This is a genomic window from Pseudomonas grandcourensis (genome assembly GCF_039909015.1).
In the GTDB taxonomy this organism is placed as follows: Bacteria; Pseudomonadota; Gammaproteobacteria; order Pseudomonadales; family Pseudomonadaceae; genus Aquipseudomonas; species Aquipseudomonas grandcourensis.
In genome coordinates, this window is the sequence record NZ_CP150919.1 from 5,232,487 (window position 1) to 5,255,341 (window position 22,855).

General features: G+C 59.2%; 21 protein-coding genes and 4 tRNA genes. 7 read left to right on the forward strand and 18 right to left on the reverse strand.

What is annotated here, in order from left to right:
• Positions 1-76 precede the first annotated feature (76 nt).
• From AABM52_RS23350 to AABM52_RS23370, 5 genes are all read left to right on the forward strand, one after another.
• Positions 77-2,524: an acyl-CoA dehydrogenase gene (locus AABM52_RS23350; RefSeq protein WP_347908283.1), complete on the forward strand. Its 2,448-nt coding sequence runs from the start codon at positions 77-79 to the stop codon at positions 2,522-2,524.
• 74 nt (positions 2,525-2,598) lie between these two features.
• Positions 2,599-3,006 carry a PA2817 family protein gene (locus AABM52_RS23355; protein ID WP_347908285.1) on the forward strand — a complete coding sequence of 136 codons (408 nt, stop codon included), beginning with the start codon at positions 2,599-2,601 and terminating at the stop codon, positions 3,004-3,006.
• 614 nt (positions 3,007-3,620) lie between these two features.
• A complete protein-coding gene (locus AABM52_RS23360; protein WP_347908287.1) occupies positions 3,621-4,844 on the forward strand; it encodes a type II and III secretion system protein family protein in 1,224 nt (407 codons plus the stop codon).
• 119 nt (positions 4,845-4,963) lie between these two features.
• On the forward strand, positions 4,964-5,677 hold the full coding sequence (locus AABM52_RS23365) for a tetratricopeptide repeat protein (RefSeq protein ID WP_347908289.1): 714 nt from the start codon (positions 4,964-4,966) through the stop codon (positions 5,675-5,677).
• Between the two features lie 18 nt (positions 5,678-5,695).
• Positions 5,696-5,974 carry a DUF3613 domain-containing protein gene (locus AABM52_RS23370; protein WP_347908291.1) on the forward strand — a complete coding sequence of 93 codons (279 nt, stop codon included), beginning with the start codon at positions 5,696-5,698 and terminating at the stop codon, positions 5,972-5,974.
• A gap of 214 nt (positions 5,975-6,188) precedes the next feature.
• On the opposite strand, the gene AABM52_RS23375 is transcribed toward AABM52_RS23370, so the two are convergent.
• From AABM52_RS23375 to AABM52_RS23430, 12 genes are all read right to left on the reverse strand, one after another.
• Positions 6,189-7,151 carry a type II secretion system F family protein gene (locus tag AABM52_RS23375; RefSeq protein ID WP_347908292.1) on the reverse strand — a complete coding sequence of 321 codons (963 nt, stop codon included), beginning with the start codon at positions 7,149-7,151 and terminating at the stop codon, positions 6,189-6,191.
• Between the two features lie 30 nt (positions 7,152-7,181).
• Complete coding sequence (locus AABM52_RS23380; RefSeq protein WP_347908293.1) at positions 7,182-8,168, reverse strand: type II secretion system F family protein; 987 nt, start codon at positions 8,166-8,168, stop codon at positions 7,182-7,184.
• Positions 8,165-9,607, reverse strand: a complete 1,443-nt coding sequence (locus AABM52_RS23385) for a CpaF family protein (RefSeq protein WP_347908295.1) — start codon at positions 9,605-9,607, stop codon at positions 8,165-8,167. The genes AABM52_RS23380 and AABM52_RS23385 overlap by 4 nt, the downstream gene beginning before the upstream one ends.
• A 3-nt stretch (positions 9,608-9,610) precedes the next feature.
• The gene (locus AABM52_RS23390) at positions 9,611-10,831 is read right to left on the reverse strand and encodes an AAA family ATPase (protein ID WP_347908296.1); all 1,221 of its coding nucleotides are present in this window, start codon (positions 10,829-10,831) and stop codon (positions 9,611-9,613) included.
• Positions 10,825-11,319, reverse strand: a complete 495-nt coding sequence (locus AABM52_RS23395) for a TadE/TadG family type IV pilus assembly protein (RefSeq protein ID WP_347908298.1) — start codon at positions 11,317-11,319, stop codon at positions 10,825-10,827. The genes AABM52_RS23390 and AABM52_RS23395 overlap by 7 nt, the downstream gene beginning before the upstream one ends.
• Positions 11,319-11,798, reverse strand: a complete 480-nt coding sequence (locus AABM52_RS23400; RefSeq protein WP_347908300.1) for a TadE/TadG family type IV pilus assembly protein — start codon at positions 11,796-11,798, stop codon at positions 11,319-11,321. The genes AABM52_RS23395 and AABM52_RS23400 overlap by 1 nt, the downstream gene beginning before the upstream one ends.
• A gap of 8 nt (positions 11,799-11,806) precedes the next feature.
• Entirely contained in the window at positions 11,807-13,150 is a 1,344-nt protein-coding gene (locus AABM52_RS23405; protein WP_347908302.1) for a TadE/TadG family type IV pilus assembly protein, read from the reverse strand.
• A 74-nt stretch (positions 13,151-13,224) separates the two neighbouring features.
• Complete coding sequence (gene cpaB, locus AABM52_RS23410; protein WP_347908304.1) at positions 13,225-14,052, reverse strand: Flp pilus assembly protein CpaB; 828 nt, start codon at positions 14,050-14,052, stop codon at positions 13,225-13,227.
• Between the two features lie 15 nt (positions 14,053-14,067).
• Positions 14,068-15,396 (reverse strand): AAA family ATPase, encoded by a 1,329-nt coding sequence (locus AABM52_RS23415; RefSeq protein ID WP_347908305.1) that lies wholly within the window; start codon positions 15,394-15,396, stop codon positions 14,068-14,070.
• A gap of 2 nt (positions 15,397-15,398) precedes the next feature.
• Positions 15,399-15,929, reverse strand: a complete 531-nt coding sequence (locus tag AABM52_RS23420; protein ID WP_347908307.1) for a prepilin peptidase — start codon at positions 15,927-15,929, stop codon at positions 15,399-15,401.
• A gap of 27 nt (positions 15,930-15,956) precedes the next feature.
• Entirely contained in the window at positions 15,957-16,148 is a 192-nt protein-coding gene (locus AABM52_RS23425; RefSeq protein WP_347908309.1) for a Flp family type IVb pilin, read from the reverse strand.
• A 90-nt stretch (positions 16,149-16,238) separates the two neighbouring features.
• Positions 16,239-16,430 carry a Flp family type IVb pilin gene (locus tag AABM52_RS23430; RefSeq protein WP_347908310.1) on the reverse strand — a complete coding sequence of 64 codons (192 nt, stop codon included), beginning with the start codon at positions 16,428-16,430 and terminating at the stop codon, positions 16,239-16,241.
• Between the two features lie 406 nt (positions 16,431-16,836).
• Here AABM52_RS23430 and AABM52_RS23435 point away from each other — a divergent pair, with 406 nt between their 5' ends.
• Positions 16,837-17,706, forward strand: coding sequence for a DNA-binding response regulator (locus AABM52_RS23435; protein WP_347908311.1), 870 nt, complete (start codon positions 16,837-16,839; stop codon positions 17,704-17,706).
• Positions 17,707-17,764: 58 nt separating this feature from the next.
• Here the strand turns inward: AABM52_RS23435 and AABM52_RS23440 are convergent.
• From AABM52_RS23440 to AABM52_RS23455, 4 genes are all read right to left on the reverse strand, one after another.
• A tRNA-Gly gene (locus AABM52_RS23440) sits at positions 17,765-17,840 on the reverse strand.
• 3 nt (positions 17,841-17,843) lie between these two features.
• Positions 17,844-17,919: transfer RNA gene (locus tag AABM52_RS23445), tRNA-Glu, on the reverse strand.
• 104 nt (positions 17,920-18,023) lie between these two features.
• Positions 18,024-18,099, reverse strand: a tRNA-Gly gene (locus tag AABM52_RS23450).
• Positions 18,100-18,101: 2 nt separating this feature from the next.
• A tRNA-Glu gene (locus tag AABM52_RS23455) sits at positions 18,102-18,177 on the reverse strand.
• A gap of 373 nt (positions 18,178-18,550) precedes the next feature.
• Here AABM52_RS23455 and AABM52_RS23460 point away from each other — a divergent pair.
• Complete coding sequence (locus AABM52_RS23460; RefSeq protein ID WP_347908313.1) at positions 18,551-19,321, forward strand: hypothetical protein; 771 nt, start codon at positions 18,551-18,553, stop codon at positions 19,319-19,321.
• A 63-nt stretch (positions 19,322-19,384) separates the two neighbouring features.
• On the opposite strand, the gene AABM52_RS23465 is transcribed toward AABM52_RS23460, so the two are convergent.
• Entirely contained in the window at positions 19,385-21,349 is a 1,965-nt protein-coding gene (locus AABM52_RS23465; protein ID WP_347908315.1) for a methyl-accepting chemotaxis protein, read from the reverse strand.
• A gap of 108 nt (positions 21,350-21,457) precedes the next feature.
• A complete protein-coding gene (locus tag AABM52_RS23470) occupies positions 21,458-22,843 on the reverse strand; it encodes a PLP-dependent aminotransferase family protein (protein ID WP_347908317.1) in 1,386 nt (461 codons plus the stop codon).
• Between the last annotated feature and the right edge of the window lie 12 nt (positions 22,844-22,855).

A 22,855-nucleotide genomic window follows, 5' to 3' on the forward strand; every position in this document is an offset into this window, starting at 1 on the left:
GCTCCAACCAGCCTGTTTCGCGGATGCCGTCTAAGCTCTGTGGGCTGGTTCGCCCTGGTTTCACGGAGGAATGAATATGCTGCTGTTGTGGATACTGGTTCTGCTGGTCGGGATTGCTTATTTGGCCCACCGCCGCATCGCCCCACTGCCCGCCTTGGTCATCGTGGCCATCTATGTCGTGGCCATGGGCGCTTTCAGCCGCGCGCCGGGCTGGTTGTTGCTGGTTTTCTGGGTGTTGATCGCCGCCGTCGCAGCCCCCCTGCTGCTGCCCGACCTGCGCCGCAAATTGTTCAGTGCGCCGATGTTCAACTGGTTCCAGAAAACCTTGCCGCCGATGTCGCAAACCGAACGCGATGCCATCGACGCCGGCACGGTCTGGTGGGACGGCGAGCTGTTCAGTGGCCGTCCGGACTGGAGCAAACTGCTGTCCTATCCCAAGGCGCAATTAAATGAAGAGGAACAGGCTTTCATCGACGGGCCGACCGAAACACTCTGCACCATGGTCAATGAATGGCAACTCGGTCAAACCATGGACCTGCCGCCGCAAGCCTGGACCTTCATCAAGGACAACGGCTTTTTCGCCCTGATCATCCCCAAGGAGTTTGGCGGCAAGGGCTTCTCCGCCTATGCCCACTCACAAGTGGCGATGAAACTGGCGAGCCACAGCGGCGACCTCGCCTCCACCGTGATGGTCCCCAACTCCCTCGGCCCGGCCGAACTGTTGCTGCACTACGGCACCGACGAACAACGCAATCATTACCTGCCTCGCCTGGCGCGCGGTGACGACATCCCGTGCTTTGCCCTGACCGGTCCGCTGGCCGGCTCCGACGCCGGCGGCATGCCGGACTCCGGGGTGATCTGCAAAGGTGAATGGGAAGGCCAGGAAGTCCTCGGCCTGCGCCTGAACTGGGAAAAACGCTACATCACCCTCGGCCCGGTGGCCACCCTCCTCGGCCTGGCCTTCAAGGCCTACGACCCGGATCACCTGCTGGGCGACAAGGAAGACCTGGGCATCAGCCTGGCGCTGATTCCGACCGACATCGCCGGTGTCGACATCGGTCGCCGGCATCTGCCCTTGGGCGCCGCGTTCATGAATGGCCCGAACTCAGGCAAGGATGTGTTCGTCCCGCTGGAGTTCCTCATCGGTGGCCAGGAAATGCTCGGCAAAGGCTGGATGATGCTGATGAATTGCCTGTCGGTCGGGCGTTCGATTTCCCTGCCCGCGGTGGGCACCGGCATGGCCAAGTTCACCAGCCTGGTGACGGGCCAGTACGCTCAGGTTCGCGAGCAGTTCAATGTGCCGATTGCCACGTTCGAAGGCATCCAGGAAGCCATGGCCCGCATTGGCGGCAATGCCTGGATGATGGACGCCGCCCGCATGCTCACCGCCAATGCTGTCGATCTGGGCGAGAAGCCGTCGGTGCTGTCGGCGATTCTCAAGTACCACCTGACCGAGCGCGGCCGCGACTGCATCAGCGATGCCATGGATGTGCACGGCGGCAAGGCGATCATCATGGGGCCGAACAATTACCTCGGCCGCAAATGGAACGGCGCACCGATTTTCATCACCGTCGAAGGCGCGAACATTCTCTCGCGCAACTTGATGATCTTCGGCCAGGGCGCGATTCGCTGCCATCCCTTCGTGCTCAAGGAAATGGCCCTCGCCGGCCGTGAGGACAAGGATCAGGCGCTCAGAGAGTTCGATGAGCTGCTGCTCAAGCACATCGGTTTTGCCGTGGGCAACGCCGCCAGTACGCTGGTTCTCAATCTCGGTTTCGGGCACCTGGAACACACCCCGGGCGACAAACTCAGCCAAGGTTACTTCCGCGCCCTCAATCGTCAGGCCGCTGCTTTTGCCCTGCTCGCCGACCTCAGCATGATGTTGCTGGGCGGCGCACTGAAACGCCGCGAACGCTTGTCCGCACGACTGGGCGACGTACTGAGCAACCTTTACCTGGCCTCGGCCGCACTCAAGCGCTACAACGACCTCGACTCACCGCAGTACATGACACCACTGCTGACCTGGGCCATGGAAGAAAGCCTGGGCCAGGCGGAACGGGCCATGGATGAACTGCTGAGCAACTTCCCGAACAAAGTCGTGGGCTACCTGTTGCGGGTGATCGTGTTCCCGTTCGGTCGCCGGCACAAAGGGCCATCGGACAAACTCGGTGCCGAAGTCGCTGGGGTGATCGGCCGCGCCAAGGGCGACCCGGCACTGGAGGAAGTGCTCCTGGGTTGCTACCGCCCGCAAGGGAGCGACGATCCGGTGGGTGCATTGCAACACGCCTGCAATCTGTTGAGCGCCGCACAGCCGTTGCAGAAGAAACTGCATGTGGCACTCAAGAGCGGCCAGGTCAACCCGGTGGCTGGCGAGTCGGTGATCGATGCTGCACTTGAGGCTGGCGTACTGCAGCCGGTGGAAGCCCAAACCCTGCGTGAAGCCGAAGCGGCCCGGCGCAAGGTGATCGATGTCGATGACTTTGACCAAGAGGCCTTGGCACTGGCCGAGGGAAAAATCCGCTGATCCCTTCAAATGTGTAAAAACGGGCGCGGGCGCTTTATACTCCCGCGCCCGTTTTGCTCTTGAGGACTTATCTCGTGTCCAACATCGTTGCCGATCATCTCGTTTTACTCGACCACCTGCGCAGCATCCTGGTCGCCGTAGGTGAGGCCGAGCAGGTTCCCGAAGAAAGCCATGCCTTGTTCCTTGAGCGCTTCGACGAACTGCTGGCGTCACTGCCGATCGAGCCGATCGAAAGCCAATACCTGGGCCAGGACATCCTGACTCAAGTCATTTCCCGTTATCCGCAAATCGCCCACCTGATTCCACGGGATCTACTGTGGTATTTCGCCGGTGACTGCCTGCACTACTTGTCCGATGAAGAAATCGACCTGTATCAGGCACTGGAAGAACGCCGCTTCGAAGCCGAACAGAACGACGAACCTTTCGACTGGAACCAGGAAAAGCAGCTGCTGGCGCTGTCGAACCAGGACCGCAAGCACTGATCTTCAATCAGTGATGCCAAAGGCCCGCATGTTCAAGCATGCGGGCCTTTTTTGTTTATTGCCTTCAGCGCAACCCGCCAGTTTCAGGCAACCGCACTGTTCTGCGACCTTGCCCATAGCGTTCGCCTGCCTATCTCCAGCCTTTGCACCAACAGTTTTCTCTCTAACTCATGGCACTTTGGTTTGATTGAACTACCTTCAAACTACAAGAAGTCATAACGGCTCGAGTTTCCACGTTAGCTTCAGTGATCAGATAGCGGATTGGCAAAAGGAGTTACCTCACCATGATCCTGGCAGGCGTTTTCCGGCTATGTACCTGCATTGCCGATTACTTTCAGGGGAAATCAGGACAACAGACAGTGCCGTCCATGGCCGCGAGTCTCGCTCTTGCCGGCAGTCCAGGTCACCGGATCACTGAAAACCGTTTCAGCAAAGGTCGCTCGCTATCCAGCCAGATCAGCGAATTGCGCCCGCTCGTGCGTAGCACGCAAGGAATAACGCCTGGGCCATGGATGAGTGGTCTGGCGCATTGGGGGGGATAGTCCGATCCCCATGAAGTGATCCGAGACAACTCGGCCTGACTAAAAATGGCCTATCCAGCGAGGATGTACTCAATGAGCTTTCGTACCGAGCCCGCTTTCAAGCGAATTATCCATGGCCTGTTCTGGATGGGCCTGAGCGTGGATGCGGCTCAGGCCGCGCCGGCCAACTGCCCGCAACTGGACAACTGGCCGACAACGTACGAGGTCGGTCAGGGACTTCAGAATGAACTGCGCAGCCCCGTTCCGGTAACGCAACTGGCGGTGGGTGACCCGAAAATTGCCGACGTGCAACCCAGCGGCAGCAACGCCTTCATACTCACGGGCATTGCGCCGGGGACCACCAGCCTGATGGTCTGGACCGCCTGTTCGAAAACGCCGCGCCAAAGCATGGTGTTCGTCAAGGGCAAGGCCACGTCGGCGCTGACCAGCGCGCCGACGGTACCTTCCGACGACCCGCTGCTGCCGAGCCAGGTGCAGACCGATGTCCGTTTCGTTGAAGTCAGCCGGACCAAGCTCAAGGAAGCCTCCGCCTCGATTTTCGGCGTCCGGGGCAACTGGCTGTTCGGCTCGCCGAGAACCTTGCCCACCATCAGCGGCATAGTCACGCCGTCGATACCGGTGAGAAACGACCAGTTCAACCTCACGTTTGCTACCGGCAGTACCCTGGTTGCGATCAACGCGCTGGAAGGCAGCGGTTTCGCCTACACCCTGGCGCGACCAAGCCTGGTTGCGCTCAGCGGGCAAAGTGCGAGTTTCCTGGCCGGCGGTGAAGTACCGATTCCAGTGCCCAGTTCAGGCAGCGATAACGTGTCCATCGAGTACAAGGAATTCGGTATACGCCTGACCCTGACGCCAACCATCGTCGGGAAAAACCGTATCGCACTGAAGGTGGCGCCGGAAGTCAGTGAACTGGACTTCACCAACGCCGTGAGCATCGCCGGCACGATAGTCCCGGCCCTGACCGTGCGCCGTACCGATACCAGCATCTCCCTGGCCGACGGCGAAAGCTTCGTCATCAGCGGCCTGATCAGCACCCACAACGACTCCCAGGTGAACAAGTTTCCGGGGTTGGGCGATATCCCGATTCTGGGCGCGTTTTTCCGCGACAACACCATCAACCGTGAAGAGCGCGAACTGCTGATGATCGTCACCCCGCATCTGGTCCAGCCATTGGCTGCCGATGCACCACTACCGACATTGCCTGGCGAGCAGCTGCGCAATTACGACCCGAACTTCTATCGCATGTTTTTCCTGGAAAATGGCGACTTCGACAGTCTCAGCGGGCTCTCGCAATGAACCGTAGCCTGAACCAGACGTGCCTCGCCCTCACTCGTAACGGTGACCTTGAACGCTTGCCGGGCCAGCTGTATTGCCATTGGCCAGGCGTTCAACGTGTTGTAGCCAGGGGACATTCGATGAAAGCAGTCATTGCAATAGCAGCGACATTAATGCTCGCAGGTTGTGCCAGCAATGGCCTGTCTTCGCGACCGGCCAGCTGTGCCAAGCCCGGTTCGGAGCAAGAACTGGCCCTGAACCTGGCCGACAACATGGCCGAAGAAGGCCGTTTGTATGCCAGCCTGGCAAATCTGGAAGGATTGTCCGATAACCTGGTCCAGGTTCGCCTGCGCAAGGCTCGCGTAATGCGCTTGATGGGGCGTAGCGGCGACGCGCAGCCGTTGTACGAAAGCTTGCTCGGCACCTGTCTGGCGGCTGAAGGGGAACATGGCCTGGGCCAGTTGGCCGCCGCCAGAAATGATAACGCCACCGCTGCCACTCACCTTGAGCGTGCGGTGAAGATGGCCCCCACCGACGACAGGATGCGAAATGACCTGGGGGTCGTCTACCTCAATCAGCGACGGATCCCTGAAGCACGCTTTGAGTTCATGACGGCCATGGAGCTCAAGCAGGCAAACACACTGCCGGCACTCAATATGGTGACGTTGCTGATCTATCAGGATAACTGGAAGGCGGCAGCCGAACTCGTGACCCGCGCCGACTTGAGCCCCAAGCAAGTCGTAGAGGCTCAAACCCGCGCGGAAAAACTCAAGGCCTCCGCCAAAAAAGTGGTGGTCTCCGAGGGGAATCGCAAGACTGAGGTAGCCGATGCCTCTTCCAGTGCGAACAAGTAGAACGTACGAGGAGTCGAGATGAATACCAAACGGCTGTTGATCGTGTGCATGACTTGCCTGTCCACCAGTGCCTGGGCCATTGAGCCGGGGCCCTCTTCGCCGTATCAACAAGGCACCGAACAGTGGTTGCAGCTACAGATTCGCGGTGTGGTTGCCTCCCCTCACCTGCAAACCGCATCGGCCACCGAACGTGATATGGCCATGCAGCGCTGGCTGAACAGCTTCAACTACCCGATTCCGCAATTTTATGACCAGGATTCAGCGGGACAAATGACCATCGGCGGTGGCAGCAACTGAGACAAGTCGATGAGTGATCAGCCTCTGGCGTAATCCAGAGTGGCCTGGCTGCAAAGCCGGGCTTTATGTTGTGTGCAGGAAAGCAGTGACATCGATGCATTATCCTTCCCTGGACGGATTACCCCGGAGCAGATGTGTTGATCTTTGGCGGAAAAGTGCAGGTCAGGCTCGGGTGGCAAGGCTGTCGTACTCGACAGCCTCAAACCGTTTGATCTCACCCGAATGCTCTCAACACCCCGATCAGGGCCGGGCCGATGGCAACCAGAAAGAAGCTCGGCCACAGGCAAAAGATCAGCGGAAATATCAGTTTGGTACCGATTTTCGCCCCCGCCTCTTCGGCCGCCTGGGTGCGCCGGTCACGGAATTCATCGGCATAGATACGCAGGGTGTCGGCCACGCTGGTACCAAAGCGGATGCTCTGCGCCAACAGGCTGACCAATCCTTGTACATCATCCAGACCGGTGCGCACAGCCAGTTGCTTGAGCGCCTCGGTACTGGTAATGCCCGCGCGGATTTGCGCATTGACCTGGGCCAGTTCTTCAGCCAGCTCAACGTGGCTGACCGACATCTCTTCAGCCACACGTTCAATGGTCGTGGGCAGGGCCAGGCCCGATTCCACGCAGACGACCATCAGATCCAGCGCATCCGGAAACGCGACACGCAGCCGGTTTTGACGCGCCTCCTTACGCTTGCTGACATACAGCGCCGGCAGCAGCCATCCGATACCGGCCGCCATGAGCACCACCAACAGGCCGATCATCAATGAGACCTTGGGGATCAACGGCAACAGCAGCAACGCAAGGCCGATCAGTAACAGCGGTAACATCAGGCGCACCGCCCAGTACATCTGCACCGCCGAAGAGGAACGGTAACCCGCATGCATCAACAGGGTCCGGGTTGTGGACGTCTTGGTCGACTCGGCCGAAGCAAAGCGCTGGCCGACCCGCTCCAGCAGCAATTGCAGGTTACCCGGAGCCTCCTGCCCGACCGTATTGCCAAAATGACCACGCTTGATCAACGCCAGGCGACGCTGCACCGGGTCCTGAAGGCCCAACATCAGCAACATCAGGGCAATGACCGCAAACACCGTGCTCAAACCGATCACGCTGATGAACAATATGCGCGCCAGTTCCTCGTTCCCCGTAACCCGACTGAACAACCCCAGTAAAAAGTCCATGACCCTGTACCTCCCGGTAGCGAATACCGCTTAAACCTGAATCCGGATGATTTTCTTTATCCAGAAAATCCCGACCAACATGGCGACAAAAGCCCCGATGATCAGCTTATGGCCCGTGGGATCATTGACCAGCACAGGGAGGTAACTGGGGCTTGTAACGATGATTGCGATCGCCAGCACGAAAGGAATCGCCACCAGCACCCAGGCCGACATACGTCCTTCCGCCGACAAGGTCTTGATCTTGCGCTGGAAGCGGAAGCGTCCACGGATCAGCCGACTCAGGCGCTCCAGCACTTCCGTCAGATTGCCGCCGGTCTCGCGGTGGATGAGGATCGAGGTCACCAGCATCATCACCGTCATGCTCGGCATGCGCTCCAGCAGGCCGAGCATGGCCCGGCGCACATCGTTGCCATAGTTGATATCGGCGAAGGTCAGGCCAAACTCATGAGCGACCGCTCCTTGGTGCTCCTCGGCGACCAGGCGCAGGGTTTCATTGAACGGGTGCCCGGCGCGCAGGGCCCGGCACATGGCATCCAGCGCATCTGGCAACCCTTCCTCGAACTGCGCAAAACGCTTGTTGCGATCACGCAGGATTTTCAGGACCGGAATCCAGGCCACCACAAAAGCCAGCGCCAGCGCCATCCACCAGATCGGCGAAAACATCAGGACTACCGCGCCAACAGCAACGCCCAGAACAATCCCGAGCAATACCACCCGATAAGCACGATATTCATGGCCCGACTGCTCGATCAACTGCGTCAGGTTCGCCATAAAAGGCAACTGCTCGAGCATCGCCTCCAGTGGCGACAAGCGCGTCAGGTACTTCTGCCTCAACACCGTTTGCATGTTGGGTAGATGGTTGGCTTTCTCCAATACATGCAAGCGGCTGCGGATGAGCTTGCGCATCTTGCCGGCTTCGCCGAATACCGGCACCGCCACGCCTTGGGACAGAAGGAAGACGGCAATAAACACCATGCCGAGGAACATCAGAATGAATTCACCGGGAATATTGTTCATGACTGCCGTGCCTCCATCCACTCAGGCCTGAACATCGTAAGCGGCAACTCGATGCCGCGCTTGGCCAGCACATCACGGAAGGCGGGGATCATGCCGCTGGGCCGATAATCACCCATCACTTCGCCGTTTTCGCCCATGCCATGGCGCGCAAAGGAGAAGATTTCGGTCATGGTGATGATCTCGCCTTCCATGCCGTTGATTTCCTGCACGCTGACCAGTCGGCGCTTGCCGTCCTCCTGGCGTTCCAGCTGAATCACCACATCGATGGCCGAAGCGATCTGCTGACGCATGGCCTTGATCGGGAAGGTTGCCCCGGTCATCGACACCATGTTTTCGATCCGCCCCAACGCATCACGCGCGGTGTTGGCGTGGATCGTGGTCAACGAGCCGTCGTGGCCGGTGTTCATCGCAGTCAGCATGTCCAGCGCCTCGACGCCGCGCACTTCGCCGATCACGATGCGGTCCGGGCGCATCCGCAGGCTGTTGCGCACCAACTCCCGCTGGCTTACCTCGCCGCGCCCCTCGATGTTCGAAGGCCGGGTTTCCAGGCGCACCACGTGGGGCTGCTGCAGTTGCAGTTCGGCCGAGTCCTCGATGGTGACGATCCGTTCGTTTTGCGGAATGAAACTGGACAGGACATTGAGCATGGTGGTCTTGCCGCTGCCGGTACCGCCAGAAATCAGCACGTTCAAGCGCCCACGCACTATCGCCTTGAGCAGCAGGGCAATGGCCGGGGTCAATGTGCCCACCTGGATCAGGCTGTCGGTATTGAGCAGGTCCACCGCAAAGCGCCGGATCGACATGCTCGGGCCGTCGATGGCCAGCGGCGGGATAATCGCGTTGACCCGCGAACCGTCCTTGAGCCGGGCGTCCACCAACGGCGAGGACTCGTCGATACGCCGACCCAGGCTGGAAACGATACGGTCAATGATGTTCAGCAAATGCTGATCATCGCGAAAGCGCACATCGGTGCGCTGCAGTTTGCCGAAGCGCTCGACATAGACCGAGGCATAGCCGTTGACCAGAATGTCGGACACGCTGTGATCGGCCAGCAACGGCTCCAGGGGGCCAAGGCCGAGCACTTCATCGGTGATCTGCTTGATGATCAACTGGCGGCTGGAGGTACTCACCGGTGCCGAATGCTCATCGAGCAGGCGCTGGCAAATATCGCGAATCTGCCGCGTGGCCTCAGCCTGTTCCAGGGAGTCCAGCAAGGACAGGTCCATGACCTTGAGCAACTGCTGGTAGATCTTTTCTCGCCACTCGGCTTCCACCGGGGTGACCTGACTTTTGGTTTCGTAAAGAACGTCCGGTATTGCACGTTCCCACGCCATTATTTCCTCGGCCGGATCCGGCTGGTCGTCACCCGGCTGGTTAGCCGACGACGGGGCGGTTTTACCGGACTGTTTGCGCAAGCGGTTACGAAAGTCGCTGATCATGGGTCACCCCCCGAAAAAACGGTTGAAGGCACGTTTGAACACGCCTTTTTTTCCAACAATCTGGTTGCCGAGCAGGTCATCGGCCACGTTGCGCAGGGCAACGGTGATCGCCGCCTTCGGCGCATGCAGACCCAACGGCACGCCAGTGTTCTGACTCTGGCTGACCAGGTTGAAGTCGTTGGGTAATTTCGACAGGTTCGTGCAGCGCAGCGCCTCGCCGATATCCTTGAGGCTGACCGCTGCCGTCTTGTCATAGCGGTTGACCACTATCTGCAATTGATCCCCACGCACGCCCAGGTCTTCGCGAAGGATCCGCACCAGGGAGCTGGCATCGCGCAGATGGCTGACGCTTTGCTGCACCACCACGTACACCCGATCCACCTGTTCCAGCACTGAGCCAGTGAGGTGGTCGATTTGCCGCGGCAGATCGATCACTACCCAGTCATAGCTGGCGCGGGCCAACTGCATCAGGGTGTCAAGTTGCTCGGGTTGAGCATCCTGCGGCAGACACAGCTCACCGGCCCGGCCACCCAGCACATGCAAGGTCGGGCTGAAGTGGCTGCAAAAACCGCGTAGCGCAACACTGTCCATGCCGTCGATCTGATGCAACACCTCAAGATGGCTGTGGGTTTGCGCCACATCCAGGTAATGCGTCACGCTGCCAAACTGCAGGTCCATATCCAGCAACAGGGTACTGCCCCCCTTCATGCTGAGCTGCTGAGCCAGGTTGCAAGCCAGCATGGTGCCGCCGGATCCGCCCTTGGAGCTGATCACGGCGAGCAATTTCCCTTCTGCCCCGCTGCCGGTCCGAACCTCCATGACCAGCCGATTCAAAGCGGCAACCAGTTCTGTCTCGGCGACAGGCTCCGGCAGCACGTCACGGGCGCCGGCCTGCATCGCCAGACGCATGCCTTCCTGTTCGCTCAGCAGCCCGCAGACCAGCATCGGCGGACGCTCATGGGCCGGGCGCTGCAACAGCGCCGCCAGCTCCTCGCGCCACAGGTGGCTAACGCGCAACAGCAACAGATCGGGCATTCGGTCCAGACCGTAGAGCGGGTCGACATGCCCATTGCTCACCAGGCGAGTGCTCACCTCCAGGCTGGGCATGCGTTGGCAGACGCTCTGCAGATCGCGCAACGACGAGGCATCACGGCTACTGATCAGCAACCGTAGCCCGGCTTTGCCGGTCGAGGTGGTGAGTGGAGTGTCCTTGGTATTCAGCATGGCGTGATCTCCCCGGAATCGGAATGACGCCCGAGGCTTTCGCGTGGCAACGTTGCCCTGAATGCAGGCAAGGTAATGGGCACACCGAACCCGGGAATGAACAGATTGAAAACGAAGTTCTGCAGACTCAACCGGACATAGCGGATGGCACGAAAGCCATTGGCGCTGACAGTGTCAGCGGGGTTGGCCACCTGGGCACCGTTTACGTCCAGATAGGTCAACGTCAGGTTGGTGGTGGCCAGGTTACCGATCAGTTGGCTATTGCCTGCATTGCCCGCCGCATTGAAGATTGCCCGCCGCAACACCACCGGATCGCTGATATTGCACACCGCCGCCAGGCGCGTACCACGGCGCACGGCTTCATCCAGCGCATTGACCGTAAAGTACAGACGGCCCATTTCCACCACGCCGAACAACAACGTGAACATCAGCAGCCCAATGAAAGAGAACTCCACTATATAGGTGCCGCGCATGTGTTTTCTGTTCATCACAGGGCCCTCATCACGGTACTGGCGACCAGCGGAATGCTCAGCGCAATCTGGTTACCAAAAAATCCTGGAATCGCTCCATTACAATTGCCACTGCCAATCACCGGGCAAAAGTTGTAGGTAATGGTGACCCGTACATGGTCGACACCCACTGCGGCGACCACTACGTTTGCGGCCGTCAACCCGGACACCACCGGCGTGCCGGTCTGGCTGGGTACGCCATACACCGCTACATTTTTTGTCTGGGTCTGCAGCGTACTGCTCAGGGCAACCATGCCGAGCGTCGAGTTCCAGGCCTGACTGGCGACAAAACGGTCGGCATCGCGGCTGGCCTGCAGCAATACGTTGTACTGGTAGAGCATGCGGCCTAACTCGCCGAGGCTCAGCAACAGCAGGAGCAACACCGGCAGCACCAGGGTGAACTCCACCAGCGCCACGCCCTGCTGTGCCCGTGGTCGTTTAAAGGTGTGATGTCTCATGACGCCTCCTACGAGTCAGTGCTCGGAGTGCCGATGCTGAGATAGGTTTTGTAGAGCTGGATGATCTGCGGGCCGGAATCGGTCGACGGCGAGGGGCCGGCCACATTGTCGCCTTCGCACTCGCGCACAAACTGGCCGAAGATCTGCGCTTGTGTGCCGCCGCCATTCATAGGCTGCACCACGAAATAGCAGCCAAAGCCCAGGACAGGGATCGTGGATGAACCGCCCTGTTTGCCGGTGCAGTCACCAACAACGATTTTCAGCATCCGGCGCTCGAAGACCCCTCCGTTCTGACAACCACTGCCGGACCCCGCCACACAGGCGGCAACTCTTGCCTTCCAGTCGTTGTAGTCCAGTATCGCTTCACCGCCCGCGGTGAGATTGCCACCGCTCGAGATGACGGGTTGCCCCTTGTACAGCGTCTGCGCCGGGGTGACCGAGTCGTTGTACGTGATCGCGGGATTGCTCGACGACGTCACCATGTCTGGCGGATAGTCCGAGGCACTGACCGGGCCGTTGTAGATGCCGAAGCGCGTATTCAAACCTTGAGACGCAGGGCCGACCGTGTTGCCGGGTGAGGTCTGGACAGTCTCACCCACATTGCGGCAGACCGAGCCGCCACCGGCCAGGTCTTCTCTGACCGAACTGCCACCCGAACCGAAATCAAGCAATTGAAAGTTGCCAGGGCCAATGGGGGACGAATTGCTGGCAGCTGACTTCAACACCTGCAAATCACCAAACTGGAAACCCCAGAACATGCCGGCGGCCGGGTTGTATTGAGTCGAGTCGCCACAGATCATCAACGGTGCGACATCACATGGGTTGGTGGGACTGGGTCCGGCGGTGGCGATCGCCGCCACCGCTTTGGTTCCCAGGCCGCCAGAACCGAATGCCTGGGCGAAGTTCCAGAAAAATCCCGTCAGGTTATAGCTCGCTACCGATACCCGAACGTACTTGGCATCCGCCGGCCCGGGAAAGGAGAACGGGCCATAGACACTGCTTGCCAGTTCCACCACTGCAAATGCACCGGCGTTGCCGCCGACAGCCGTGGCCAATTCTTTGTTGCCCGTGGCATTGGCATTCTGTACCAGCGTATTGAGTGCAGCGGTCTGCGTCGTGCTGGCACTGTTGACACCACCCGTCACCTGACTCAGGGTTTTGGCGCCACTCAGGGCGGCGGCATCCACCGCATTCTGCAGGCGCGTTTTGTTCAGCATCAGATGCCCGCCGTCCAGAGCCAACGCCGCCATCATGCCGATCACCGCCAACGCGATGACCATCAATACACTCACCGATCCTTCCTGGCGCCTTGGCGTCGAAGTGAACGGCCGCTGAATACGAAGATTCATCATCAAGCCCTCGATTGCCGATACTGATCCGGATCGGCTCCACCAATACCCTGGTGCCCGGATACGGTTGTGCCCTGTCAGCGAATGTTGACTACTTTGGTTTCGGTCCCGCGGATAACGGTGATACCCCCACCCCCGCCATTGCTGCGCTGTACCACGCGCTTTGGCGCCTCGGCGGTGGCCACGGCCATGGCCGGGGCCGGGGCCGGGGCAGCAGGCGTAGCAGGCGCAACGGCCGCAGCTTTCTTCTCGAGGTTCAGCGGGTTACGCAGCGCCAGTTGCAACTTGCCTTCCGTCTGCGCCGTGACCAGGGTTTCCGCTTCAGCGGCCGACATTTCCAGGGTCACCGCACGCACCACGACCGGTTGGGTCTTGTCGGTGCCCGCGGTCTGATCCACCGCCAACACCCGCAAGTTCTCGAGGATGGTCCTGGACGTAGCGCTGTTACTCCCGGCATTGGTGGTTTTGGTCGCCAGTACATCGACCCGGTTACCCGGCAACAGGAATCCGCCGACGCCGACCACATCGTCCACGCGTACCGATATGGCGCGTTTGTCAGGTGCAATCAAAGAAGCCAGGGTGCTGCCCCCCAGGTGCTCGCTCAGACGCGCACCGCGCACGATGTCGCCCCGCAGAATGTCGAACGTTGCGATCTTGCCCACGGCTTTTTCACTGGCATCGAAGGCATCGTCCGGGATCGTATCCATGGGCATGCGTACGGTCGTGACCTGCTGGGCCTCGACCATTTGCCCGAATGGAATCTCTACCGTGGCGACCACCACGTTTCGAAGGTGGTCATCCGGACTGGCATTGAGCCGCGCGCTCAGCCATGAATCAGCCATCCATGCAGCCCCTAGGCCCATGGCCAGGGAAACGCCTATCAGGGTAAGCGTGCGAGAGCTCATGTCAGTATCTCCGTATCAAAGAAAGTTGAGCTGGACGAAGTAGTTGTGCCAGGCCCATTCCAACTCTTTCGGTGACAGTGGTCCGGAACCGCCCATATAGCGCTGGCGATCGAGTGCCATGTTCAGGAGATCACGGGGGTGGCAGGGCACCAGGGGCATGCCTTCACTTGCATAAAGCCTTTGCAGCACATAACGCAACAGCAGCGGGTCATAGGAAATACCCAGACGCTCGCTTTCCTGACGCCAGATCTTTTCGTACTCCTCGGGCTTCAGGTAACCGAATTGCAGCTTGTAGCCAATCCGGCGAAGGAAGGCCTCATCGGCCAGCTCCAGGGGATTGAGGTTGGTGGAAAACACCAGAATCAGATCGAACGGCAGCTCGCAATGCCGACCGCCACCCAGGTTGAGGAAATCGCGTTTCTCCTCCATCGGGACGATCCAGCGATTGAACAGCTCGGCAGGCGCCATGCGCTGGCGCCCCATGTCGTCGATGATGAACAGGCCATTGCTGGCCTTGAGCTGCAAGGCGGCCTGGTATTGGCGGGTGAAGGGGTCATAGCGAACGTCCAGCTGTTCCATGGTCAACTCGCCGCCCGTGATGACGATCGGGCGTTTGCAGCACAGCAGTCGACGGTCGATGCCTTCGTTGAGCATCAGATTGTTCTGTTGAGCGTTATCATCGAGCCGCTGATGCACCTGCGGGTCATAGATCTCGATCACCGACTCGTTGATGACGATGGCATGAGGGACCCAGATGGCCTCGGCGAACAGACGGATCAGCCGACTGCTGACATAAGTCTTGCCGGTACCCGCGGGGCCATAAATCATGATTGCGCGCCCGGAGTTCATTGCCACACCCAGCTGATCGAGCATCCCCTCCGTTAGCACTACGCCCGCGAGGGCATTGCGCATATCGTTGGCGTTGATGCGTCCATGGTGAATGGTCTGCAACTTGATCAGGGAGCGGTAGGTGCTCACCGGGAAGGGGGCCGCACCGATATAGCCACTGCGCGACAGGGCATCGCGGGCGGCACTGCGACCACGTTCGGTCAGGCCGTAGCGCAGCATCTGCCCACCCGTTTGACTCACCTGGCCCAGCACTTCGACACGACCATCCTTGCGCAGAAACGCCAGGACCTCTTCAAGTACCGCGCCGGTCAGCGCCAGGCGGTCCACCAGCCGTGACATGTCTAGCACGCCGGCGTCGTGCAAATGCTTGCACACCAACTCGCCGAGAAAACTGTCGGTCAGACCGGTTTCGCGGATTGTGCACGGCTGAGGAGCCAGTCGTTGCACCGCTTCCCGCTCATTTGGGAAGGCATCAGTATCAACCATGACGTGCATGACTAAACTCCCAATCCACTGGCAATGAGTTGCCAGTAGATGCTGCCCAGCGTGCCGAGCAAAATTGCAACTGAGTAAGGAAAAGGCTTGCCGGCTACTTCATCCGAAGTTGGCGCCAGATAAGCCTGCGCCCTTAGAATCAACCAATAACGCCCCAGGGTCTGAAACAATTGACCGCGATACAGCACTATCAAAAAACCGCACACGCCGCCGGCTATCAAACTGAACATTGCAGCCCACAACGCGAAATGGAATGGTAGAAAACTGCCGACCATGGCCATCAACTTGACGTCACCGGCGGCCATGCCACCGAAGGCGTACATGGGCAGGAACAGCGCAAAACAGATCAGAATGCCCAACAGGCTGTCACCCAATCCACTGATGCCACCCGAATACATTTGAGCCCCCAGCCCCAGGGCAAGCCCCAACAAGACCAGCATGTTGGGAATACGGTGGCGAAGCAGATCGCTCACCACCGCGACGCCCAGCAGTCCTAGCAGTACAGCTGTCGACACCAGCAATTCCATGGACATGGCACGTCTCCCCTGACGGGACTATCGTTAGCAGCCAGTACCTTTGACCGCAGTGCACAGCGCTGTGATCTTGGTGTTCACCTCGCCGCCCAAAGTTACAAACATTGCGGCAACAGCTACCGTAACTAACCCACCGGCAACGGCGTACTCCACAATGGTCAGGCCATCTTCATCTTTGACGAACTTGCTTATCGAAGTTCTGATTGCTTGCAGAGTCATTTTTGTGTACCTCACTTCAGCGACCATACGGCTCAGAAAGTACATTGGCGGGGACAGCGCGAAGCGCCCCGCCACCGTGAGTTGCAATCATCAGCAGCCACTACCTTTGACCGCCGTGCACAGCGCTGTGATCTTGGTGTTCACGTTGGTACCCAAAGTCACAAACATTGCGGCGACAGCCACCGTAATCAGCCCACCGGCCACCGCGTATTCCACAATGGTCAGGCCGTCTTCGTCTTTGACGAATTTCACTACCGAAGCCTTGATTGTTTGCATGATCATTTTGCCCACCTCACTCGAATGTTGTTTTTTCTGAGGCAGTACTTTCTGCGCTGCCTGAGTGCAACACTAGTCAGGTGCAAGGCATGGGCGTTAGGAAGATTTTGCACATCGATAGGACTTTTTTGCGGGGCGGCCGAATACGAGACGTTGGCCGTTGCACTGGTAAGGAGGGTGAAAACAAGGCATTGAAACGCAAAGGCAATTGCCATTGATTCACAAGCGACAGGCGGCTCAACCCGGGTTTGCCGACAACACACAAGCAAACACTCGTCCCGGGCAACCTTCCAGGAGACTCATAGAGCGAAAGGAACTAAAAATCGCCTGTTCTATCGGGATTAAATCTGCAAAGTGATATCACTTTGGTAATACTGGCGATGAGAGTCACTAGAACCCCCAGAGTAGAGACATGACGTCCATTTTGACCCAAAGGCCATCGCTCCTGTGGTTCGATCTGACTCATGATCGGTCCACGAAAGAACTCGTCACGCAGTTCGAGGACGCCTGCGATTGCAAACTGGCAAAAAACTCCGTGCTGCCCATCAGGGAGCACGCAGACATGATCTGCATCCACTTTGATCGCCCCGACACTCCAGGCTTGAGGTTATTGCTGGAGATCAAACGCACCACCCCCACCATTCCGATCACCATGTTTACCGTGCAGCACTCCGAGGAGCTGGCGGTATGGGCCATGCGCTCCAGCGTCTGGGAATACATGGTGCTCCCACTCTCGCCCACCGAGAGGAAGCGTTACCTGACGGCGGTGATGCAGCTCTGCGAGCTGCGACGAAATGCCAACGGCCAGGGCAAGACATCGCAGATCGACCACTCGCCGACCCTGCCGGACAGCATCCGGCTGACCTCAGGACATCAAAAACACCAGGCGCTGACTAATGTCATGCTGTACATCGAACAGCACTTTCGAGACAGCATCGATCAGAGGGATCTGGCGCAGCGCTGCGGCATGACGACATTTCGCTTCAGCCGCCTGTTCAAGGAAACCAATGGGCTTGGCTTCACCGACTACATCCTGAACAAGCGCATGAACTTCGCCAAAGACCTGCTCGACAACAGCCAGATGCCGATTACCAGCATCGGCTATGAGGCCGGCTTCAAGGATCCTTCCTACTTTGCCCGTGCCTTCAAGCAGTTCGCCAACTGTACGCCCAGCGAATACCGCCTGGCACGCCAACTCAAAGCGGCTGCAGCTGCGCAACTGGTAGAGGATGAGAAAACCACTGAAGCGCTCGAAAGCCTGGTGCAAAGCCTCAGCGGTTGATCCGGTTTTTTACGCGCAAACAAAAACGCCGCTCAATGAGCGGCGTTTTCGTTAAATATGGAGCGGGAAACGAGACTCGAACTCGCGACCCCGACCTTGGCAAGGTCGTGCTCTACCAACTGAGCTATTCCCGCAAATGGCGTCCCCTAGGGGACTCGAACCCCTGTTACCGCCGTGAAAGGGCGGTGTCCTAGGCCACTAGACGAAGGGGACACGCTACCCGGAACACATGGTGTGTGTTTCGGTGTCCAGAGCCGCATCCGAAGACTTGGTTCTGGTTTCACTCAGCCCTGCCCGAAAGCAACGCTGTTTAAAATTGGAGCGGGAAACGAGACTCGAACTCGCGACCCCGACCTTGGCAAGGTCGTGCTCTACCAACTGAGCTATTCCCGCATTGGCGTCCCCTAGGGGACTCGAACCCCTGTTACCGCCGTGAAAGGGCGGTGTCCTAGGCCACTAGACGAAGGGGACACACGTACAACATTCACTCCCTGCTTCGTTTCGCTGTGTGCTTTACGCTGCAAGTGGCGCGCATTCTATGGATGGATTGAGAGGTCGTCAACCCCCTGATATAAATTTATTTAAATCAATGACTTCGCCCTGCTTTTGAGAGCCATTGCGGTTTTTCCGCTGCCCGGCGTTTGACGCCTATATTCTGGCACCCGCCAAGACGTTATAGTCCACCGGGTGATGGCAATCTGTATATCGAGTGCCATCATTTATAGAAGCGGGGCTCCGGCCGATATAAGTACAAGCATGTCCGATCCAACCCGTCGTGCGGGCCTGGGCGCTCAAATGCCAAGCCACCAGACTCGCATGCGCAACCTATAAAGAGGTCTTACCGGTGACGCCACTCATGATCACCCTGCTAGTTGTAGCCGGGATCGCACTGTTGATCGCCATTGGCTACATGAACCATGTGGTGGAAAACAACAAGCTGGAAAAGGCCCGTACCAAGATTGAACTCAACGATCGCCTGCGACGCTGCGGCGAAATCACCGAGACGTTCCCCGGCCAGCTGATGACCCCGGCCCTCAAGCTGCTGTTGGCCCGCCTGGAACTGAACGTCTGCCGGCGCCTGCTTAACCTGGAGAAATCCAGCGCCAACCTCAAGGCACGGATCGCCGAACTGGAGGCCCTTGTCGGCCAGGGTGAATCCATCCCGGTCAACAATCCGCCGGCACCGATCCAGACCGAAGCCAAGGCCAAGGATGTCCGTTTCCTGCTCGAAGCCCTGCACGGCCAGATTACCCGCGCGGCACAGGACGGCTTCTTGCCCCCTAACGAAGCCAAGCGCTGGATTCGTGAAGTGCGCCACATCCTGGTGCTGCTGCACATCGAGTTCTTCAACAACCTCGGCCAGCACTCCCTGCAACAGAATCAGCCCGGGCAGGCTCGCCTGGCATTCGAGCGCGGCGTGCAATACCTGCGCAAACAACAGGAGCCACAGGTCTACGCCGAGCAACTCCAGTACCTGGAAAAACTCCTGGCCCGCGCCAACGACCAGGTCATGGATCGCATCGCGCCGGTCGAAGGCGAGGTCAACCAGTTGACCGAAGGCCTCAAAGACGTCGAGGCCGATGCGGACTGGAAAAAGAAAGCGATCTACGACTGATCAGCGAAAACACAAAAGCCACCCAGCAGAGGTGGCTTTTTTTTGGTCTGGCCGATGATCAGTTCAAAGCCTGAAATGCCCCACCATCCCCTTCAGTTCAACCCCAAGCTGCGCCAACTGGATACTGGACGCGGCATTGCCCTGCATCGCCAGCGATGACTGATCGGCACTGGCGCGAATGCTGGTGACACTGCGGTTGATCTCCTCGGCCACCGAGCTCTGCTCCTCGGCCGCCGCTGCAATCTGCTGGTTCATCTGCTGGATCAGCGACACCGCCGCCGCAATGCTTCCCAACGCACTCTCGGTCTGCAAGGCATCGCTGACTGCCAGCTTCACCAGCTCGCCACTGCTCTGGATCTGCTGCACCGACGACTGCGCCGCCGTGCGCAAGGCGCTGACCAGGCGTTCAATTTCTTCGGTCGATTGCTGGGTTCGCTTGGCCAACGCACGCACTTCATCGGCCACCACGGCAAAGCCCCTGCCCTGCTCGCCGGCCCGGGCCGCCTCGATCGCCGCGTTCAATGCCAGCAGGTTGGTCTGCTCCGCCACGCTTTTGATCACACTCAAAACCGTGCCGATATTCTGGATTTCCGCACTCAGGCTTTCGATGCTCGAACTGGCCGAGGCGGCCGAGTCCGCCAGTTGCTCGATCCGCGCCATGCTCTGGCGCACCACCAGCTGACCACTTTCAACCTTGCCGTCAGCCGTTTGCGCAGCCAATGCCGCTTCTTCGGCATTGCGCGCGACATCATGCACCGTGGCCGTCATCTGATTCATTGCGGTGGCGACCTGTTCGGTTTCCTCCTTCTGCGTGCTGACTTCGAGATTGGTCTGTTCAGTCACCGCCGACAACGATTGGGCGGAAGTCGCCAACTGCTCGATACCCGACTGCAAGCCGCTGACTATATGGCTGAGCCCCGCGCCCATTTGTTGCATTGCCTGCATCAACTGGCCGATTTCGTCACGGCGTGTCACGTCAATGGTCGCACTCAAGTCCCCGGAGGCAATCTGCTGCGCCACCTGAATCACACGGCGCAGCGGTGCCACGATCAACCGGGTGATGAACCACGCGGCAACCAGCCCGACCAGTAATGCCAGCGCGGAAGAGCCAATGATAAGCAGCGAGTTCTTTTTCAGTTCAGCCTGCATCGCCAGGTCTTGCGCGACATAAGCCTGATCCACCCGCTCGACCACTTGGGCTGCGCGCTGATGCAATTGTTGATAGACGGTTTTTTCCTGCTCCAGCAGGCCGGTGTACTCGGCGAGCTTGTCACTGAAACTGGCGATATGGCCTGTGACCTCATTGAGGACGGTCTGATACCCCTCGTCCTTGACCGTGGTCTTGAGCTGCTCGGCCTGGGTCAATGCCTGGCTGGCCTGTTCGATCTTGCCCTGCCCGGCGCTGTCGTCGCCTTTGCGGCTTTGATCCAGGCGCACGCGGGCTTCATTCATGGCTTGCAGCATCAAGCGTGAAACCTGGCTGACCTGGCTGGCCTGCTCAAGGAATTGCGCACCGTCCTTGCCTTCGGAATCCTTCAGCGTATAGGCGCCGTCATCGGCGAGCCCGGACTGCAATACATCAAGATTATTGGCCACGCTGGACACCGACCAACTGGCCATTTCCAGGGCCAGATCCTTGGCCTGGGTGAGCGAGACGAATTCGTCGAAAGCCTTGCGATAGGCACCCAGAGACTGTTCGACATCATTCATCACCGGCACGTTGGCCGCCGACGCGGCCTTGAGCTGGCCGGCCAGGGCGATCAAGCCATCGACGCCCTCATGCAGGGCATCGACGGTTTTCGGATTGCCGTGCAAGGCGTACTCCTGCTCCAGCAGCCGCACCTTGAGCAGACCGCTGTTAAGCGATGACATCTGCTTGAGCCCGTCGAAGCGCTGGCTGATGGTTTGCAGGGACCAAACACCAATGCCCGCCACCACTGCGGTCAACAACAGCACCAGGACAAACCCGACACCCAGTTTTTTCGCCATACCGAGGTTGGCAAAACGTCCTTGCACGGCCGAATTCATTGCACTTAGTCCCCTGCCAAAGTCTGTAGACGCAGATTCGCAACGGGCCAGTGGCAACACAAGGCTCTGGCGCCGGAATAATGGCAAAAAGCTACGCCAACGTCGTTTTCAGAACGCTTGAGGTCGATCCCGGGCAGTGGCCTGAAAGAACGCCCGGGCACGCGGATCGCAGGCATATGCCACGTTGATACGCTGCCAGTCACTGGCCTCCCCCGAGGGGTTGAAGGCTGTCTTCGATGACAGCAGTACACCCAGACGCCGGGCGTGGGTCCGCAGCTGATCGAAGTCGGACATTCGTGATCGTGCCCAGATGAACAGGCCTCCCGCCGGCTTGCCGAACACTTCCCATTCGGCATCTTCCAGCAATTGCAGCACCGCCAGCCGGTCGCTGCTCAAGCGTTGGCGCTGACGCTGCACCAGTTTGCGGTAGGCACCGTTAGCCAACAGGCACGCCAGCACCGATTCGCAAAATCGCGAAGCGCCCATGCCACTGATCATCTTGACCTCGGCCATGCGCGTAATGACTTCGGCATCGGCCACCACGAAACCCACCCGCAAGGAACTGCTGAGTGTCTTGGAAAAGCTGCCTACGTAGATCACGTCGTCGTCCAGCGCAGCCAGTCGCATACCGGAACCACTGTGCAGATCCGCATAGACGTCGTCTTCGATCACCTGCACACCAAAGGTCCTCGCCAGCTGCAGCACGCGGCGCGCCACCACCGGTGCAAGGCTGCTGCCGGTCGGGTTGTGATAGAAGCTATTGATGATCATCCCTTGAGGCCGGTGTTTGACCAGCACCGATTCGAGCACGTCCACGTCCGGCCCGCGCGGCGTTCGCGGTACCTCGACCATGTGGATGCCGTGCAGCCTGAGCAGGTCGAACAGCACCGGATAACCGGGACTCTCCACGACCACACAGTCACCGGCCTTGAACAGTGTCCGCACGATCAGGTCGAGCCCCTGACTGGCACCCGCCGTGGTCATGATCCGGTTGTCCTGCGCCCGGATATCCAGCTGCCGAAGGTGCTTGAGGATCTGTTGTCGCAAGGCCGGCAAACCTAGCGGCGTGCTGTAGTTGAACAGGCTGGCCGTGTCGGTACGACTGACTTGCCGAATCGCGTAAATCAGATCGTCTGTCTCGCGCCAGCTTTCAGGCAGCCCGCCACAGCCCAGCCTCAACTCAGTCGAACAGGGCCCGATCCCGGGGTCAGCCCCCTCGAACCAGACAGGCTCGTGCTTTGCGCCTGTGGCCAATGCCGGGTCGGCAACCGCATAGCCGGCGCCATGACCTGACACCAGCATCCCTTGCGTCACCAGACGTTCACAGGCCTGAACGACGCTTACCTGACTGAGCAAATTGACCCGCGCGATCTGTCGCACCGAAGGCAGGCGCGTACCGGGCGATACCCCGCTGGAATGAAGCCAGCAGGTCAGCGCGTCAACAATTTGCTGTACGACGGGCACCAGCGCCTGTCGGTCGATTCTCAATTCCATGAGCAAGCAAAC

Bases quoted from the DNA above. Each gene is read 5' to 3' on its own strand.
- AABM52_RS23350 (WP_347908283.1), top strand. From the start codon at position 77: ATGCTGCTGTTGTGGATACTGGTTCTGCTGGTCGGGATTGCTTATTTG.
- AABM52_RS23360 (WP_347908287.1), top strand. From the start codon at position 3,621: ATGAGCTTTCGTACCGAGCCCGCTTTCAAGCGAATTATCCATGGCCTG.
- AABM52_RS23365 (WP_347908289.1), top strand. From the start codon at position 4,964: ATGAAAGCAGTCATTGCAATAGCAGCGACATTAATGCTCGCAGGTTGT.
- AABM52_RS23370 (WP_347908291.1), top strand. From the start codon at position 5,696: ATGAATACCAAACGGCTGTTGATCGTGTGCATGACTTGCCTGTCCACC.
- AABM52_RS23375 (WP_347908292.1), bottom strand. From the start codon at position 7,151: ATGGACTTTTTACTGGGGTTGTTCAGTCGGGTTACGGGGAACGAGGAA.
- AABM52_RS23380 (WP_347908293.1), bottom strand. From the start codon at position 8,168: ATGAACAATATTCCCGGTGAATTCATTCTGATGTTCCTCGGCATGGTG.
- AABM52_RS23385 (WP_347908295.1), bottom strand. From the start codon at position 9,607: ATGATCAGCGACTTTCGTAACCGCTTGCGCAAACAGTCCGGTAAAACC.
- AABM52_RS23390 (WP_347908296.1), bottom strand. From the start codon at position 10,831: ATGCTGAATACCAAGGACACTCCACTCACCACCTCGACCGGCAAAGCC.
- AABM52_RS23395 (WP_347908298.1), bottom strand. From the start codon at position 11,319: ATGAACAGAAAACACATGCGCGGCACCTATATAGTGGAGTTCTCTTTC.
- AABM52_RS23400 (WP_347908300.1), bottom strand. From the start codon at position 11,798: ATGAGACATCACACCTTTAAACGACCACGGGCACAGCAGGGCGTGGCG.
- AABM52_RS23405 (WP_347908302.1), bottom strand. From the start codon at position 13,150: ATGATGAATCTTCGTATTCAGCGGCCGTTCACTTCGACGCCAAGGCGC.
- cpaB (WP_347908304.1), bottom strand. From the start codon at position 14,052: ATGAGCTCTCGCACGCTTACCCTGATAGGCGTTTCCCTGGCCATGGGC.
- AABM52_RS23415 (WP_347908305.1), bottom strand. From the start codon at position 15,396: ATGCACGTCATGGTTGATACTGATGCCTTCCCAAATGAGCGGGAAGCG.
- AABM52_RS23420 (WP_347908307.1), bottom strand. From the start codon at position 15,929: ATGTCCATGGAATTGCTGGTGTCGACAGCTGTACTGCTAGGACTGCTG.
- AABM52_RS23425 (WP_347908309.1), bottom strand. From the start codon at position 16,148: ATGACTCTGCAAGCAATCAGAACTTCGATAAGCAAGTTCGTCAAAGAT.
- AABM52_RS23430 (WP_347908310.1), bottom strand. From the start codon at position 16,430: ATGATCATGCAAACAATCAAGGCTTCGGTAGTGAAATTCGTCAAAGAC.
- AABM52_RS23435 (WP_347908311.1), top strand. From the start codon at position 16,837: ATGACGTCCATTTTGACCCAAAGGCCATCGCTCCTGTGGTTCGATCTG.
- AABM52_RS23465 (WP_347908315.1), bottom strand. From the start codon at position 21,349: ATGAATTCGGCCGTGCAAGGACGTTTTGCCAACCTCGGTATGGCGAAA.
- AABM52_RS23470 (WP_347908317.1), bottom strand. From the start codon at position 22,843: ATGGAATTGAGAATCGACCGACAGGCGCTGGTGCCCGTCGTACAGCAA.